Here is a 12,993-nt window from a genome sequence, read left to right on the forward strand (position 1 = left end):
ACTGCAGGGGGGACCCTGTGGGAGAGTAGGACGCCGCCGAACAATCATTCAGAGAAGGCCTCCCGGCTTATGCCGGGGGGCCTTTTCGCATTTCCAGACCCTTTTCGTTCAGGGCAGCGGCGGGAGCGGGACGGGTGTGGTGGTGCTGCTCGTGCCGTGGACGTCGACCATGACCTGGGGCTTGGTGGGGTCACCCAGGTTGGCCGCCTGGACGTAGACGGTGTCGGAGGCGCGGTCGAAGAGGATGGTGCCGCGGCTGGCCGAGAGCAGGCCGTCGAGTGACGGGCAGGCGAGCCAGGCGGCGGCCGGCGGGAGATGGGGGAGCAGCGGTGCGGGGATGGTGTCGGGGGCGCGCTGGTCGTACGGCGCGGGGTAGTGCTGGACCGGGGGGAGCTGGGCCGGGGTGGTGGGACGGGCGCCGAGGAGGGCGGTGACCTGGCCCGGGGGGAGTTGGGCGCGGATGTCGTAGAGGAAGTCGGCGGGGCCGATGGGGAAGCGGTCGTTGGGCCGCCGGGACGAGGTCTCGGTCCAGTGGGTGGAGATCACCGGGCCGAGCCGGGCCAGAGAGCGGCGTACCGGCTCCAGGTCGGTGAAGACCTCGGGTGCCTCGATGACCGGATTGGTTGCGGACTTGGCGGGCTTCTCGCCGCTGGGCCGGACGAGCAGGGCCAGCGGTGACAGGCCGAGTGCGCCGAGCAGGACGAATTTCCTGCGCTTCATATCGTGTTCCCCCGGAGCGTTCGATGATCGAGTTCATTCGATCATCGGGGAGCCGGTCAGGGGATACGCCGGAAGTACCGCGGTCGTACGCCTCAGGTAGGGCCGCTCAGAGGCGGCCGGCGGCCTTGAGGGCGAGGTAGGTGTCGGCGAGGGCCGGGGGGAGGGCGGCCGGTGGGGCGTCCAGGACGGTGACGCCGCGGCGGGTGAGGAGGCCGGCCGTGCGGGTGCGGTCGGCGCGGGTCTGTTCGGCGGCGGCGGCCGCGTAGATGTCCTGGACGGTGCCGCGGGTGGTGGCGAGTTCGTCCAGGCGGGGGTCGGCGACCGAGGCGAGGACGACTTCGTGGCGCTTGGTGAGCAGGGGGAGCTGGGGGAGCAGGCCCTCTTCGATCGGGCCGGCGTCGAGGCCGGTGAGCAGCACGATCAGGGAGCGGTGCGGGGCCAGCCGGAGGGTGGCGGAGGTGAGGGCGCGCAGGTCGGTCTGGACCAGGGCGGGTTCCAGGGTGGCCATCGCGTTGGTGAAGCTGGGCAGGACGTCGGCGGCGGAGCGGCCGAGGACGCTGCGGCGGGTGTGCAGGTCGTGGGCGAGCAGGTCCACCCGGTCGCCTGCCTTGGTGGCGAGGGCGGCCAGCAGCAGCGCGGCGTCGAGGGCGGCGTCGAGCCGGGGGGCGTCGCCGACCCGGCCGGCCGAGGTGCGGCCGGTGTCGAGCACGATCAGGACGTGGCGGTCGCGTTCGGGGCGCCAGGTGCGGACGGCGACGGTGTTGCGGCGGGCGCTGGCGCGCCAGTCGATGGAGCGGACGTCGTCGCCGGGCAGGTACTCGCGCAGGGAGTCGAACTCGGTGCCCTGGCCCCGGCTGAGCAGTGAGGTGCGGCCGTCGAGCTCGCGCAGCCTGGCCAGTCGGGACGGCAGGTGCTTGCGGCTGGCGAACGGCGGCAACGCCCGTACCGTCCAGGGGACTTGGTGCGAACCCTGCCGTGCGGCCAGGCCGAGCGGGCCGAGCGAGCGGACGGTGACGCGGTGGGCGTGGTGGTCGCCGCGCCGGGTGGGGGCGAGTGCCGTGCTGATCCGGCGGCGTTCGCCGGCCGGGACGGCGAGGCGGTGCCGGGAGCCGGCGACGGCGGTGCCGGGGGCCCAGGCGGAGGGCGCCCAGGCGTCCCGGACCCGGGCTCGAAGCGCGCGCGTGGACGGGTTGGTGACGGACAGTTTGACCAGGGCGGGGTCACCGAGGCGGACGGTGGTGTCGCCGCTCCGGTCGAACCGGAGGGTCCGGACCGGGGCGGCGAGCGCGAGGTCGGTCAGTACGGCGAGCAGGAGCGGGCCCATGACCGCGCCGATCCCGGCCCAGGAGGGCAGCAGGAAGCCCACGACCAGCGCGCCGAGGGCGGCGATGAGGGCGGTTCGGCCGGTCAGGGCCATAGGTGACGCTCCTAGGGTGACGAGGGGTCAGCGCGGGGCCGGGGTCTGGGCCAGGACAGCCTGGATGACCGAGTCGGCGGTGACGCCCTCCATCTCGGCCTCGGCGCGGAGCTGGACCCGGTGCCGCAGGGTGGGCAGGGCGAGGGCCTTGACGTCGTCGGGGCTGACGTAGTCGCGGCCGGCCAGCCAGGCCCAGGCGCGGGAGGTGTTGAGCAGGGCGGTGGCACCGCGGGGGGAGACGCCGATGGAGAGCGAGGGCGACTGCCGGGTGGCCCGGCAGAGGTCGACGATGTAGGCCAGCACCTCGGGGGAGACGGTGAGTTCGGCGATCTCGGCGCGGGCGGCGGCCAGGTCGGCCGGGCCGGCCACCGGGCGGACGCCGGCGGCGGCCAGGTCGCGCGGGTCGAAGCCGGAGGCGTGCCGGGCGAGCACCTGGAACTCCTGCTCGCGGGTCGGCAGCGGGAGGATCAACTTGACCAGGAAGCGGTCGAGTTGGGCCTCGGGGAGGGGGTAGGTGCCCTCGTACTCGACCGGGTTCTGGGTGGCGGCGACCAGGAACGGCTCGGGCAGCATCCGCGGCGTGCCGTCGACGGTGACCTGGCGCTCCTCCATCGCCTCCAGCAGCGAGGCCTGGGTCTTCGGCGGGGTGCGGTTGATCTCGTCGGCGAGCAGCAGGTTGGTGAAGACCGGGCCGGGCTGGAACGAGAACTCAGCGGTCCTGGCGTCGTAGACGAGCGAGCCGGTGACGTCGCCGGGCATCAGGTCGGGGGTGAACTGGATCCGCTTGGTCTCCAGGCTGAGCGCGGTGGAGAGGGTGCGGACCAGCAGGGTCTTGGCAACGCCGGGGACGCCTTCGAGCAGCACGTGGCCGCCGCAGAGCAGGGCGACCACCAGTCCGGTGACGGCGGCGTCCTGGCCGACCACGGCCTTGGCGATCTCGGCCCGGAGCGCGGTCAGCGCGGCGCGGGCGTCGGAGGCCGGGAGGGTGTCCACGGTGGTGGCGACGGCGTCGACCGGGGCCGGGGCCGGGTCGGCCTTGGTGAGGGGAGTGGTGGCCTGCTCGGTCACGGCTGTCGTACCTGCCTTTCCAGGGCATCGAGTTGGTCGGTCAGCCGCAGCAGTGCGGCGTCGTCGGTGGGGGCGGTGCCGTACAGCAGCGCCTGGAGGTCGGCGGTGGGCCGGTCCACGCGTGCGGCGACGGCGTCGCAGAGGGCGGTCGGGTCCGGTTCGCCGGTGCTCAGCGGGATGCCGAGGGTGGGGGCGATCCGGTGCCGGGCGGCCCGGCGGAGCGCGTCGGCGGCGCGGCCGCGTGCCTTGGCCCGGTGGTAGAGCCGGGCGCGGCCCTCGGTGGTCTCAGCGGCGCGGACCACGACGGGGAGTTCCTCGGTGACCACCGGGCCGAGCCGGCGGGCCCGCCAGAGGGCGGCGAGCAGGGCGGCGATGCCGAGTTGGACGGCGGCCCAGTTCCAGCCGGTCGGGATGAAGTCGGTCAGGCTCTTGGGCGCTTCGAGGGTCGCGGCGTTGCTGTAGTCCGGGAGGTACCAGACCAGGTGGCGGCGGGAGCCGAGCAGGCCGAGGGCGAGGGCGGCGTTGCCCTGCTCGTCCAGCCGGTCGTTGCTGAGGACCTCGCCGTTGCCCAGCACCACGGTCTCGCGCGAGCCGGTGTCGGTGTGCCGGACCAGGCTGGGGCGGCCGCTGACGGGGTAGCAGCCGACGTCGCCGGGACCGGGCCGGTAGAGCAGGCCGCCGAGCTCCGCCCGGCCGGCCCGGGTGGCCTCGGGGAGGGTGCAGCCGGGGTCGGTGGCGCGCGGGTTGGCGTACCCGGGGGTGGGCTCGCCGGGCTCGGTGGCGGAGGAGACGCCGGGGGCGAGCGCGGCCAGCGCGGCCGGGTCGGGGCCGATCAGGACCAGGCGGCTGTCGCTGCCCCGGCGCTGTGCGCCGAGCAGGTCGAGCTGACGGGTGCTCAGCGGGACGTTGAAGGGGATCACCACGGTGCTGCCGGGTTCGGCCAGTGCGGCGGTGAGCTCGGCGTCGGTGGCGACCGTACGGGCCGTCAGACCGCGTTGCTCCAGCAGGTGGACGGCTGCCCTGGTGCCGTGCGGGTCGCTGTCGCGCGGGTCGAGCGGGGGGTACTCGCGGTGGTTGTCGAGGCCGGAGATCAGCAGCGCGCCGATCAGCAGGACGACGGCCGCGACCAGGAACCAGCGGGTGCGGTGCCAGATGTGCAGCCAGCCGGGGAAGACGCCGACCGGGGTGGAGGTGGTCATCCGGCGGCTCCGGTCAGGGTCGGCCGGGCGGTGCCGACCGCGCGGTCGAGGTCGAGCAGCGAGAGGTACGCGGCCTGGTCCGCGGCGTGCTCGCCGTAGACCACGTCGTCGAAGGTGCGGGCGGCCCGGCGGAGCGCCTCGGCGTGGTCGGGCAGCACCCGGCCGGCTTCGGCGGCGGCCTCGTCGGCGGTCCGGCCGGGGCGGACGTCGAGCAGGGTCCGCTCCTCCAGGCCCCGGATCAGGGCGCGCAGCTGTTCCCGGACGGCGTCGTCCCAGGCGCCGGCCGCGGCGTGGGCGGCGGCCGCGGCGCGGTGGGCCGCGGCCGTGGTGGGGCCGTCGGTGCGGTCGAACAGCTGGGCGGCGGTCCGGCCGGCACGACGGGGGGCGCCGAAGCGCCACCAGAGCACGGCGGCCAGCACGGCGGCGACCACCAGGAACAGGACGGTGCTGGTCATTCCGCCGGTGGGGATCCCGACCGTACCGAGTGCCTTGGCGACCTGCTCCAGCAGCCAGTCGCGGATGCGCTCCAGCAGGCTCGGATCGTGGTGGTGGTACGCCGGGTTCAGCAGCTCGGTCCTGGCCGCGTCCCGGGCCGGGTCGCGTTCGACCGTGACCGGGGCCCCGTCGGCCGACGGGGCCCACTCCCCCCAGTTGGGCATCGGCTCAGGTCCCCTGCGGTCCGTACTGGGGCGGGACGGGGGCCTGCACGTTTTGCCCGGCGGCGCGGGCGAGCTCGATGTCGAGGCCCTCGCGGCGGATCCGGCGGTCGACGTAGAGCAGCACGTTGACGGCGGCCAGCACCGGGACGGTGAGGCAGGACGCCAGGATCGCGCCGATCGAGACGATCACGATGGTGGCGGGCGGGCCGGCCGCGCCGAAGGAGCCGAAGCTGTCGGGGGCGGGGGCGTCGCTGTTGAACGCGAACAGGGCGCCGATGATGCTGAACGGGACCACCATGATCATGGCCGCGACCCCGGCGAGGATCTGGACCAGCACGGTGATCAGGAAGGTGCGCCACCAGGCGTCCTTGACCAGCCGCCGGGAGCGGGCCAGCGCGGTGAACACGCCCTGCTTCTCCAGCATCAGGGCGGGTGCGGCGAGGCTCAGCTGGACCGCGATCCAGACCATGGCCGCCATCCCGACCAGCAGGGGCAGGAACAGCAGCGCGATCACACCGCCGGAGGCGCCGGTCGCGACCGCGATGATCAGCGGTACCGCGGACAGCGCCATGATCCCGAACAGGACCAGCCCGGTGATCAGGGTGAGCCCGATCACCTTGAGCAGCTGCGGCTTGGCGGCAGACCAGGCGGCGCCGATCGAGACCGGCTCGCCGAGGATCGCCTTGCTGACCACCATGGTGAGCAGCGCGGTGGCCACGATGCCGAGCAGCGGGCTGACCAGGTAGGCGAGGCCGAGCATGATGACCGGGCCGACCGAGCCGGGCTGCGCGTACAGCCAGGACTGGGCGATGGCCACCAGGCCCTGTTCGACCGTGGCGACGCCGAGGCTGAGGCCCAGGGTGGTGCGCCAGTACTTGCGGACGGTGCTGAAGGCGCCGTCGAGGATCTCGCCGACGCCGAGCGGCCGGAGCGGGATCACGCCGGGCTTCGGGCTGGGCGGCGGGCCCCAACCGGGCTGCCCCCAGCCGGGACCGCCGGGACCGGGCTGTCCCCAGCCGGGTGCCCCGGGCTGGCCGTAGGCACCGGCGTACGGGCTGGGACCTGGGGCGGGGGGAGCTGCTGCCGACGGGCCGGCGTCCTCTCGGGGCGGCTCGGGCGAGCTGGGCGAGGCCCAGCCCGGAGTGTCGGTCATCACGGCTCCCTGGCGGAATCGGTACTCTGTGGCGCCCATCGTGCCATGGTGGCGATGTACGTTCGCAGGTTTGTCCGGGCGTGGGTCGTGGACGCTCGGCCGCCGGGACAAGAGCAGTGAACTTTGCTACGAAATGACCGACTTGGCGGGCCAAGGCGCGCCAGAATGGCACGGCTGTGCGGCAGGTCACAATCCGGTAATGAGAGGATGGACCCATGAAGGGACGCGTCCTTGTCGTCGATGACGACACCGCACTGGCCGAGATGTTGGGCATCGTGCTGCGTGGTGAGGGTTTTGAGCCGTTTTTCGTCGCGGATGGGGACAAGGCACTAGCCGCGTTCCGGGAGACCAAGCCTGATCTGGTCCTCCTCGACCTGATGTTGCCCGGGCGGGACGGAATCGACGTCTGCCGGCAGATCAGGTCGGAGTCCGGTGTGCCCATCGTGATGCTGACGGCGAAGACCGACACCGTCGACATCGTGGTGGGCCTGGAGTCCGGTGCCGACGACTACGTCGTCAAGCCGTTCAAGCCCAAGGAGCTGGTGGCCCGGGTTCGCGCCCGGTTGCGCCGCGCCGAGGAGCCCACTCCGGAGCAGCTGACCATCGGCGATCTGGTGATCGACGTGGCCGGCCACTCGGTGAAGCGGGACGGGCGGGGCATCCCGCTGACCCCGCTCGAGTTCGACCTGCTGGTCGCGCTGGCCCGCAAGCCCTGGCAGGTGTTCACCCGCGAGGTGCTGCTGGAGCAGGTCTGGGGCTACCGGCACGCCGCCGACACCCGGCTGGTCAACGTGCACGTCCAGCGGCTCCGCTCGAAGATCGAGAAGGACCCGGAGCGCCCCGAGATCGTCGTGACGGTCCGCGGCGTCGGATACAAGGCCGGGCCCAGCTGACGTGACGTACCAGGCTGACGACTCCCCGTCGGGCTCCAACGCCGGCGGGGAGTCCGCTGTGCGCGGGGACGTGCTGAGCTCGACCACCGAGGGACACCGGTCCCGCCGTGGTCCGGTGGCACTGCTCGCGCTGGTGGCCCGTCAGTTCCGGCGGCCGGTCCACCGGCTGCTGGCGCTCTACCGCCGTTCGATCCAGGTCCGGGTGGTGGCCGCGACCCTGCTGCTGTCGCTGGCCGTGGTGCTGGTGCTCGGCGTGGTGGTGGTGGCCCAGGTCCGGACCGGGCTGCTGGACGCCAAGAAGCACTCGGCCCAGGGCCAGGCCAAGGGCGGCTTCGAGATCGAGCAGGAGAAGATCGACGAAGCGATCAACCTGCAGGCCAAGGTCGGGGCGAACAACGACCCGACCCGCGAGGAGAGCAGCACCTGGCTGATCAAGCAGGTCTCCGACCTGGCCAGCGGCGGCACCGGGGTCTACTCGGTGATCGCCCTGGTGCCGACGACCAACGAGGTCCAGAGCGCGGCCAGCGCGGGCCTGCGCGGCGCGTACTACTCCGGTGACATCCTGCCCAGCTCGATCTCGCCGGAGCTGCGCGCCCGGGTGGCGGCCGAGCCGTCGATCCCGCACGAGCAGACCGCCGAGATCAAGCGCGACAGCGCGCCGTACACCGAGCCGGGCCTGGTCATCGGCAAGCACTTCACCGGCCCCGACAACACCGACTACCAGCTCTACTACGTCTTCTCGTTCGGCCAGGAGAGCAAGACCCTGGACCTGGTCACCGGGACCCTGGCGACCGCCGGGCTGTTCGTGGTGATGCTGCTGGGCGGGATCGCCTGGCTGGTGGTCCGACAGGTGGTGACCCCGGTCCGGATGGCCGCCGGGATCTCCGAGCGGCTCGCCGCCGGGCACCTGGAGGAGCGGATGAAGGTCACCGGGACGGACGACATCGCCCGCCTGGGCGAATCGTTCAACCGGATGGCCAACGCGCTGCAGGCGCAGATCCGGCAGCTGGAGGAGCTCTCCCGGGTGCAGCGGCGGTTCGTCTCGGACGTCTCGCACGAGCTGCGCACCCCGCTGACCACGGTGCGGATGGCGGCCGACCTGATCTACGACAGCCGGGACGACCTGGACCCGATGGCGGCCCGTTCGGCGGAGCTGCTGCAGGGCCAGCTGGACCGGTTCGAGTCGCTGCTCGCCGACCTGCTGGAGATCAGCCGGTTCGACGCGGGCGCGGCGATCCTGGACGCCGAGCCGGTGGACCTGCGCGAGGTGGTCGGCCGGGTGGTCGAGGCGGCCGACCCGCTGGCCCAGGCCAAGGGCAGTGCGGTGATCATCCGCGGCAACGAGGAGCCGGTGCTCGCCGAGGTGGACTCCCGGCGGATCGAGCGCATCCTGCGGAACCTGGTGGTCAACGCACTGGAGCACGGCGAAGGCCGGGACGTGGTGATCCGGCTCGGTTCGGCCGGCGGCGCGGTCGCGGTCGGCGTCCGGGACTACGGCATCGGGCTCAAGCCCGGCGAGGCGTCCCGGGTGTTCCACCGGTTCTGGCGGGCCGACCCGTCCCGGGTCAGGACCACCGGCGGCACCGGCCTCGGGCTCTCGATCGCGGTCGAGGACGCCCATCTGCACGGCGGCTGGCTGCAGGCCTGGGGCGAGCCCGGCGGCGGCTCGCACTTCCGGCTCACCCTGCCCCGGACCCGGGGCGGCGAGATCAGCCGGGCCCCGTTCCGGCTGGAGCCGGAGGACTCCCGGCACAACCGCGGCCTGAGCTCCACCGGTGCGCCGTACCGGCGGGCCCGTCCGGCCGGGGCGACCGCACTGACCGTGGCCGGGGAGCCCGGCGGCGAGGTCCCGGAGACCCCGGAGACGCCCACCGGCGGCTTCGGCAGCGGGCTCGGCGGTGTGCTGAGCATCGGCCCGGGGCTGGGCAAGGCGCCGACCGCGCCGGTCTCCGACCCCTCGGACGTCAGGGCCGCCGCGGCGGGGTACGGTGCGACCGGCGCACACGTGGTGGTGGACCGCTCGGCGGTCCGGCCGCCCACCGCGCCGACGGCGTCCGGCGACGACGCCGAGCAGAGCGAGACGGAGGGGGCCGGGCGTGCCGAGGACGGACAGGACTGACCGACGGGCCAAGGCCGCGTTCGGCGCGGTGGTCGTCTCGCTGTTCACCGCAGGGTGCGTCGCGATGCCCTCCGACGGGCCGCCGGAGCGGGTCGAGCTCCCGCTGGCCGGCGGCTCGGAGAACCTCCAGGTCCGGGTCTTCCCGGTGGGCCCGCACGTCGGCGACGGGCCGGACAGCCTGCTGGCCGGCTTCCTCGACGCGGCCAACGCGGACGAGGCGCTGTACTCCACCGCCTCCGACTACCTGACCGCCGCGGCCGTCAAGCGGTGGAAGCCGGAGGAGGGCGTGGTGGTGCTCCGCAGCACCCCGCAGCGCACGGTCGGCTCGGTGGACGAGGGCCGGGCCGAGGTCAGGGTGACGGGCGAGCAGGTCGCCGTGCTGGACGCCAAGCGCACCTACCGGGCGGTGAGCGGCGCGCCGTTCGAGAAGCAGTTCACCTTCGTGAAGGAGACCGAGGGCAAGAACAAGGGCCAGTGGCGGATCGACCAGCTCCCGGACGGGCTGATCATCGACCAGACCAAGTTCAAGAACGGCTACCGCGCCGTGCACCTGTACTACCCGTCCGCCGCGGACCCGTGGGCGGACCGGCCGCAGAACCCCGTCCTGGTGCCCGACCCGGTCTTCCTGCGGCGCCGAATAGACCCGTTCACCTCCGCCGCCAAGGCGCTGGTGGAGGGCCCGTCCGGCTGGCTCGCCAAGGCGGTCGACCGGGTCTTCGACGACTCCACCAGGATCCGCGACGGCGTCACCGTGAGCGAGAACGGCGTCGCCACCGTGAAGGTGACCGTGCCGGACTTCGGCGGCCGCCAGCCGCTCTGCCAGCAGATGGCCGCCCAGCTCTTCCACACCCTCTCCGACCTGCAGGGCAAGTCGCAGCTCCAGCGGCTCGACCTGGTGGGCGACCGGGGCGGCTGCCAGACCGACGCGACCCGCACCGCCCAGATCGCGCCCGGCGCGCTGGCCGGCGGCGGGGCCGGGACGCAGCAGTACTACCTGCTGGAGAACGCGCAGCTGGTGCAGGCCCCGGACGACCTGGCCGGCCAGGCCAAGGGCGCACCGGTACCGGGCGCGCTCGGCCTGGCCCGCACGCCCAGGCCCGCCGACTTCGCGGTCCGGCGGGACGGCACCGAGGCGGCCCTGGTGAGCGCCGACGGCCGCTCGCTCTCGGTCACCCGGATCGCCGCCGACACCGAGAAGCTCGGTGCCTGGATACCGATCAGTCAGGCCGCCCAGCCCGAGCAGGGCTTGGCCTCGCCGAGCTGGGACGGGCGCGGCTCGCTCTGGGTGGTGGACCGGAACCCGGCCGCACCCAGGGTGCTGGTGGTACGCGGCCAGACCGTGGTGCCGGTCGGTATCGCGGGCCTGCACGGACGTACCGTGCGCTCGCTCAAGGTCTCCTCGGACGGGACCAGGATCGCGCTCGTGGTGACGGAGCCGAACCGGCCGCAGACCCTGATGATCGGTCTGATCGGCCACGGCGGCACCCCGGCCGAGCCGACCGCCACGGTGTCCGAACTGCGGCCGGTGGGCACGGTGCTGAGCGAGGTGGTGTCGGTCTCCTGGGCCGACACCGACCAGCTGCTGGTGCTCGGCAAGGAGGACGGCAAGCTCCAGCAGCTGCACTACTTCGGCACCGACGGCTCGGTCAGCTCGGACTTCGTGCTGCAGGGCGGCGACTCGATGACCTCGGTCTCCGCGACCGAGGCCCGGGGCCCCCAGCTGGACAAGGCGCCCTCGGTGCTGGCGACTTCGGGCCAGCAGCAGATCTACCGGCTGGTCGGCAACCAGTGGCGCGAGGTCCAGGGCAAGCCGAAGGCGTGGTCCTTCAGCTACCCCGGCTGACCCCCGGTCACCCGGGTCACCCCGGCCGCCTGCGGACCGCGGCCGCGACGGTGGCGGCGGCCCGGGGCGGGTGCCCGTGCGCGGTGAGCACCCGGGCCGCCTCGGCCAGCGTGGCACCGGTGGTCACCAGGTCGTCCACCAGCACCGGCTGACGGCCGGTCAGCAGCCGCCCCGCGCCTGGCCGCAGGACGAGCGCGCCGTGCAGGTTGGCCCGGCGCTGCGCGGCGGTCAGCCCGGACTGGTCCGCCACCGCGCGGCCGTGCCGCAGCACCGGCGCCGCCCGGACCCGGTGGCCGGCCCGGCGCAGCTCCCCGGCGGCGGCCCGGGCCAGCCGCAGGGTCGGATCGTGCCCCCGGGCCCGGACCGAGCGCCGGGTGGAGGGCATCGGCACCAGCAGCACCGGCCGCCCGTCCAGCACCGGCCCGACGGCCCGGGCCAGCGCCTGCCCGAGCGGGCCGGCCAGCCGGAGCGCGCCGCGCTCCTTGTGGGCGATCAGCAGCCGCCGGACCGGGTCGGCGTACGGGGCGGCGGAGTGCACCGGGGGCAGCCCGGCCGGTGGCGGCTGCGGCCCGGCCGGCCCGGCCCGGGCGGTGGTCAGGGCGGCCCGGCAGCCGGGGCAGAGCTGGCTGCGGCCCGCGCCGCAACCGGCGCAGCGGGCGGGCAGCAGCAGGTCGAGCAGCCCGGTCGGTTCGAACAGGAGGTGGACGGCCATCGCTGCCTCCTCGGTGCGGCTGCGCCAAACGGTGGTCCGCCCTGGGGGTGTTGTCCAGACGTTTACCGATGTTTCACCCGCAGGGGGGTAAACAGGGGAGAACAGCTGTACCGCCAGCCCTGCGCCACTACGTTGTTCGACCGGCACAAGACTGGGGAGGCGAAATCCCGGTGTGAGGTGTTCGATAAGGCTCCAAGGGGTTTCAAGCGTTCCTGGTGGGGAGGAAGTGAGGTGAGGGCCAGTCGCGCTCGCCGCTCCCGGCGAACTGCGGGGTCGGTGGCAGAGAGGCTGGTCCGGCTGGGTCTCAGTCCGGTTCGGTGAGCACTCCGGATCGGCGTTTCAGCACAAGGGATCGGAGTTCTGCGTGGACATCGTCGTCAAGGGCCGCAAGACCGAGGTGCCCAAGAGGTTCCGCGAGCACGTGGCCGAGAAGCTGGAGAAGGTCCAGAAGTTCGACGACAAGGTGATCAGCCTCGACGTCGAGGTGTCCAAGGAACACAACCCGCGCCAGGCCGACCGCTCCGAGCGGGTCGAGATCACCCTCCGTACCCGTGGCCCGGTGATCCGGGCCGAGGCCGCCGCCGCAGACCCCTACGCGGCGCTCGACCTGGCTTCGGCCAAGCTGGACGCGCAGCTGCGCAAGTCCGCCGACCGGCGCCGGGTGCACAAGGGCGGCAGTGGCCGTACCCCGATCAGCGTCGCCGAGGCGACGGCCGCGCTCGCCGCGCTCCCGGTGGAGGAGCAGCCGAGCGCCGGGACCAACGGCGCTGTTCGGAAGACCATGATGGGATCCCTGGAGGTGGAGGGCGACGGCCCCCTCGTCGTCCGCGAGAAGACCCATGGCGCCGCGCCGATGGCGCTGGACCAGGCGCTGTTCGAGATGGAGCTGGTCGGCCACGACTTCTACCTCTTCGTCGAGAAGGACAGCGGCCTGCCGAGCGTGGTCTACCGGCGGCACGGCTACCACTACGGCGTGATCCACCTGACCACGGACGGTTCGACCGTGGGCGAGGTGGGCGGCGCCGGTGGCGCGATCGGCGGCCCGGACGAGGACTGACCGGGCGCTGGTCGGACAGCACGACAGCAGTCGATGAACGGGTGACCCCCGGCGGCCCAGGCCGCCGGGGGTCACCCAGCTGGGCCGGGCCGACGGCGGAGGGTGATCAGGACGCGGCGCTTCGTGGAATGATGGCCGGACACTGACCGGTGA

The 12,993-nt window shown here is 73.6% G+C and carries 11 protein-coding genes; 4 read left to right on the top strand and 7 right to left on the bottom strand.

Translation table 11 applies throughout. From position 1 onward, the window contains the following. Positions 1 to 108 precede the first annotated feature (108 nt). The 6 genes from ABT118_RS31125 to ABT118_RS31150 all read right to left on the bottom strand — a co-directional run bounded on the left by ABT118_RS31125 (position 109) and on the right by ABT118_RS31150 (position 6,216). Positions 109 to 720 carry a hypothetical protein gene (locus tag ABT118_RS31125; RefSeq protein WP_350676969.1) on the bottom strand — a complete coding sequence of 204 codons (612 nt, stop codon included), beginning with the start codon at positions 718 to 720 and terminating at the stop codon, positions 109 to 111. A gap of 106 nt (positions 721 to 826) precedes the next feature. Next, positions 827 to 2,137 (bottom strand): DUF58 domain-containing protein, encoded by a 1,311-nt coding sequence (locus ABT118_RS31130; RefSeq protein ID WP_350676973.1) that lies wholly within the window; start codon positions 2,135 to 2,137, stop codon positions 827 to 829. 27 nt (positions 2,138 to 2,164) lie between these two features. After that, a complete protein-coding gene (locus ABT118_RS31135) occupies positions 2,165 to 3,130 on the bottom strand; it encodes an AAA family ATPase (RefSeq protein WP_350677170.1) in 966 nt (321 codons plus the stop codon). A 71-nt stretch (positions 3,131 to 3,201) separates the two neighbouring features. Beyond that, complete coding sequence (locus ABT118_RS31140) at positions 3,202 to 4,404, bottom strand: DUF4350 domain-containing protein (protein ID WP_350676978.1); 1,203 nt, start codon at positions 4,402 to 4,404, stop codon at positions 3,202 to 3,204. Further along, complete coding sequence (locus ABT118_RS31145) at positions 4,401 to 5,063, bottom strand: DUF4129 domain-containing protein (RefSeq protein ID WP_350676985.1); 663 nt, start codon at positions 5,061 to 5,063, stop codon at positions 4,401 to 4,403. The genes ABT118_RS31140 and ABT118_RS31145 overlap by 4 nt, the downstream gene beginning before the upstream one ends. A 4-nt stretch (positions 5,064 to 5,067) precedes the next feature. Further along, a complete protein-coding gene (locus ABT118_RS31150) occupies positions 5,068 to 6,216 on the bottom strand; it encodes a hypothetical protein (protein WP_350676990.1) in 1,149 nt (382 codons plus the stop codon). Between the two features lie 215 nt (positions 6,217 to 6,431). Between ABT118_RS31150 and mtrA the strand changes: the two genes are divergently transcribed. From mtrA to ABT118_RS31165, 3 genes are read left to right on the top strand one after another with little or no spacing between them, the layout of a single operon-like run. After that, positions 6,432 to 7,109 carry an MtrAB system response regulator MtrA gene (gene mtrA / locus ABT118_RS31155; protein ID WP_057236786.1) on the top strand — a complete coding sequence of 226 codons (678 nt, stop codon included), beginning with the start codon at positions 6,432 to 6,434 and terminating at the stop codon, positions 7,107 to 7,109. 58 nt (positions 7,110 to 7,167) lie between these two features. After that, entirely contained in the window at positions 7,168 to 9,228 is a 2,061-nt protein-coding gene (gene mtrB, locus ABT118_RS31160; RefSeq protein ID WP_350677003.1) for an MtrAB system histidine kinase MtrB, read from the top strand. Beyond that, a complete protein-coding gene (locus ABT118_RS31165; RefSeq protein ID WP_350677008.1) occupies positions 9,206 to 11,071 on the top strand; it encodes an LpqB family beta-propeller domain-containing protein in 1,866 nt (621 codons plus the stop codon). The genes mtrB and ABT118_RS31165 overlap by 23 nt, the downstream gene beginning before the upstream one ends. A 16-nt stretch (positions 11,072 to 11,087) precedes the next feature. Here the strand turns inward: ABT118_RS31165 and ABT118_RS31170 are convergent, their stop codons facing one another. Continuing rightward, positions 11,088 to 11,783 (bottom strand): ComF family protein, encoded by a 696-nt coding sequence (locus tag ABT118_RS31170; protein ID WP_350677011.1) that lies wholly within the window; start codon positions 11,781 to 11,783, stop codon positions 11,088 to 11,090. 364 nt (positions 11,784 to 12,147) lie between these two features. On the opposite strand from ABT118_RS31170, the gene hpf reads away from it, so the two are divergent. After that, the gene (gene hpf, locus ABT118_RS31175; protein WP_350677018.1) at positions 12,148 to 12,840 is read left to right on the top strand and encodes a ribosome hibernation-promoting factor, HPF/YfiA family; all 693 of its coding nucleotides are present in this window, start codon (positions 12,148 to 12,150) and stop codon (positions 12,838 to 12,840) included. The last annotated feature ends 153 nt before the right edge of the window (positions 12,841 to 12,993 follow it).

The organism is Kitasatospora sp. NPDC002040 (genome assembly GCF_040296785.1).
Classification (GTDB): domain Bacteria; phylum Actinomycetota; class Actinomycetes; order Streptomycetales; family Streptomycetaceae; genus Kitasatospora.

What these genes read in the sequence shown, in the direction of transcription:
- ABT118_RS31125 (WP_350676969.1), bottom strand. Translation starts at nt 720, where the DNA reads ATGAAGCGCAGGAAATTCGTCCTGCTCGGCGCACTCGGCCTGTCACCG.
- ABT118_RS31130 (WP_350676973.1), bottom strand. Translation starts at nt 2,137, where the DNA reads ATGGCCCTGACCGGCCGAACCGCCCTCATCGCCGCCCTCGGCGCGCTG.
- ABT118_RS31140 (WP_350676978.1), bottom strand. Translation starts at nt 4,404, where the DNA reads ATGACCACCTCCACCCCGGTCGGCGTCTTCCCCGGCTGGCTGCACATC.
- ABT118_RS31145 (WP_350676985.1), bottom strand. Translation starts at nt 5,063, where the DNA reads ATGCCCAACTGGGGGGAGTGGGCCCCGTCGGCCGACGGGGCCCCGGTC.
- ABT118_RS31150 (WP_350676990.1), bottom strand. Translation starts at nt 6,216, where the DNA reads ATGACCGACACTCCGGGCTGGGCCTCGCCCAGCTCGCCCGAGCCGCCC.
- mtrA (WP_057236786.1), top strand. Translation starts at nt 6,432, where the DNA reads ATGAAGGGACGCGTCCTTGTCGTCGATGACGACACCGCACTGGCCGAG.
- ABT118_RS31170 (WP_350677011.1), bottom strand. Translation starts at nt 11,783, where the DNA reads ATGGCCGTCCACCTCCTGTTCGAACCGACCGGGCTGCTCGACCTGCTG.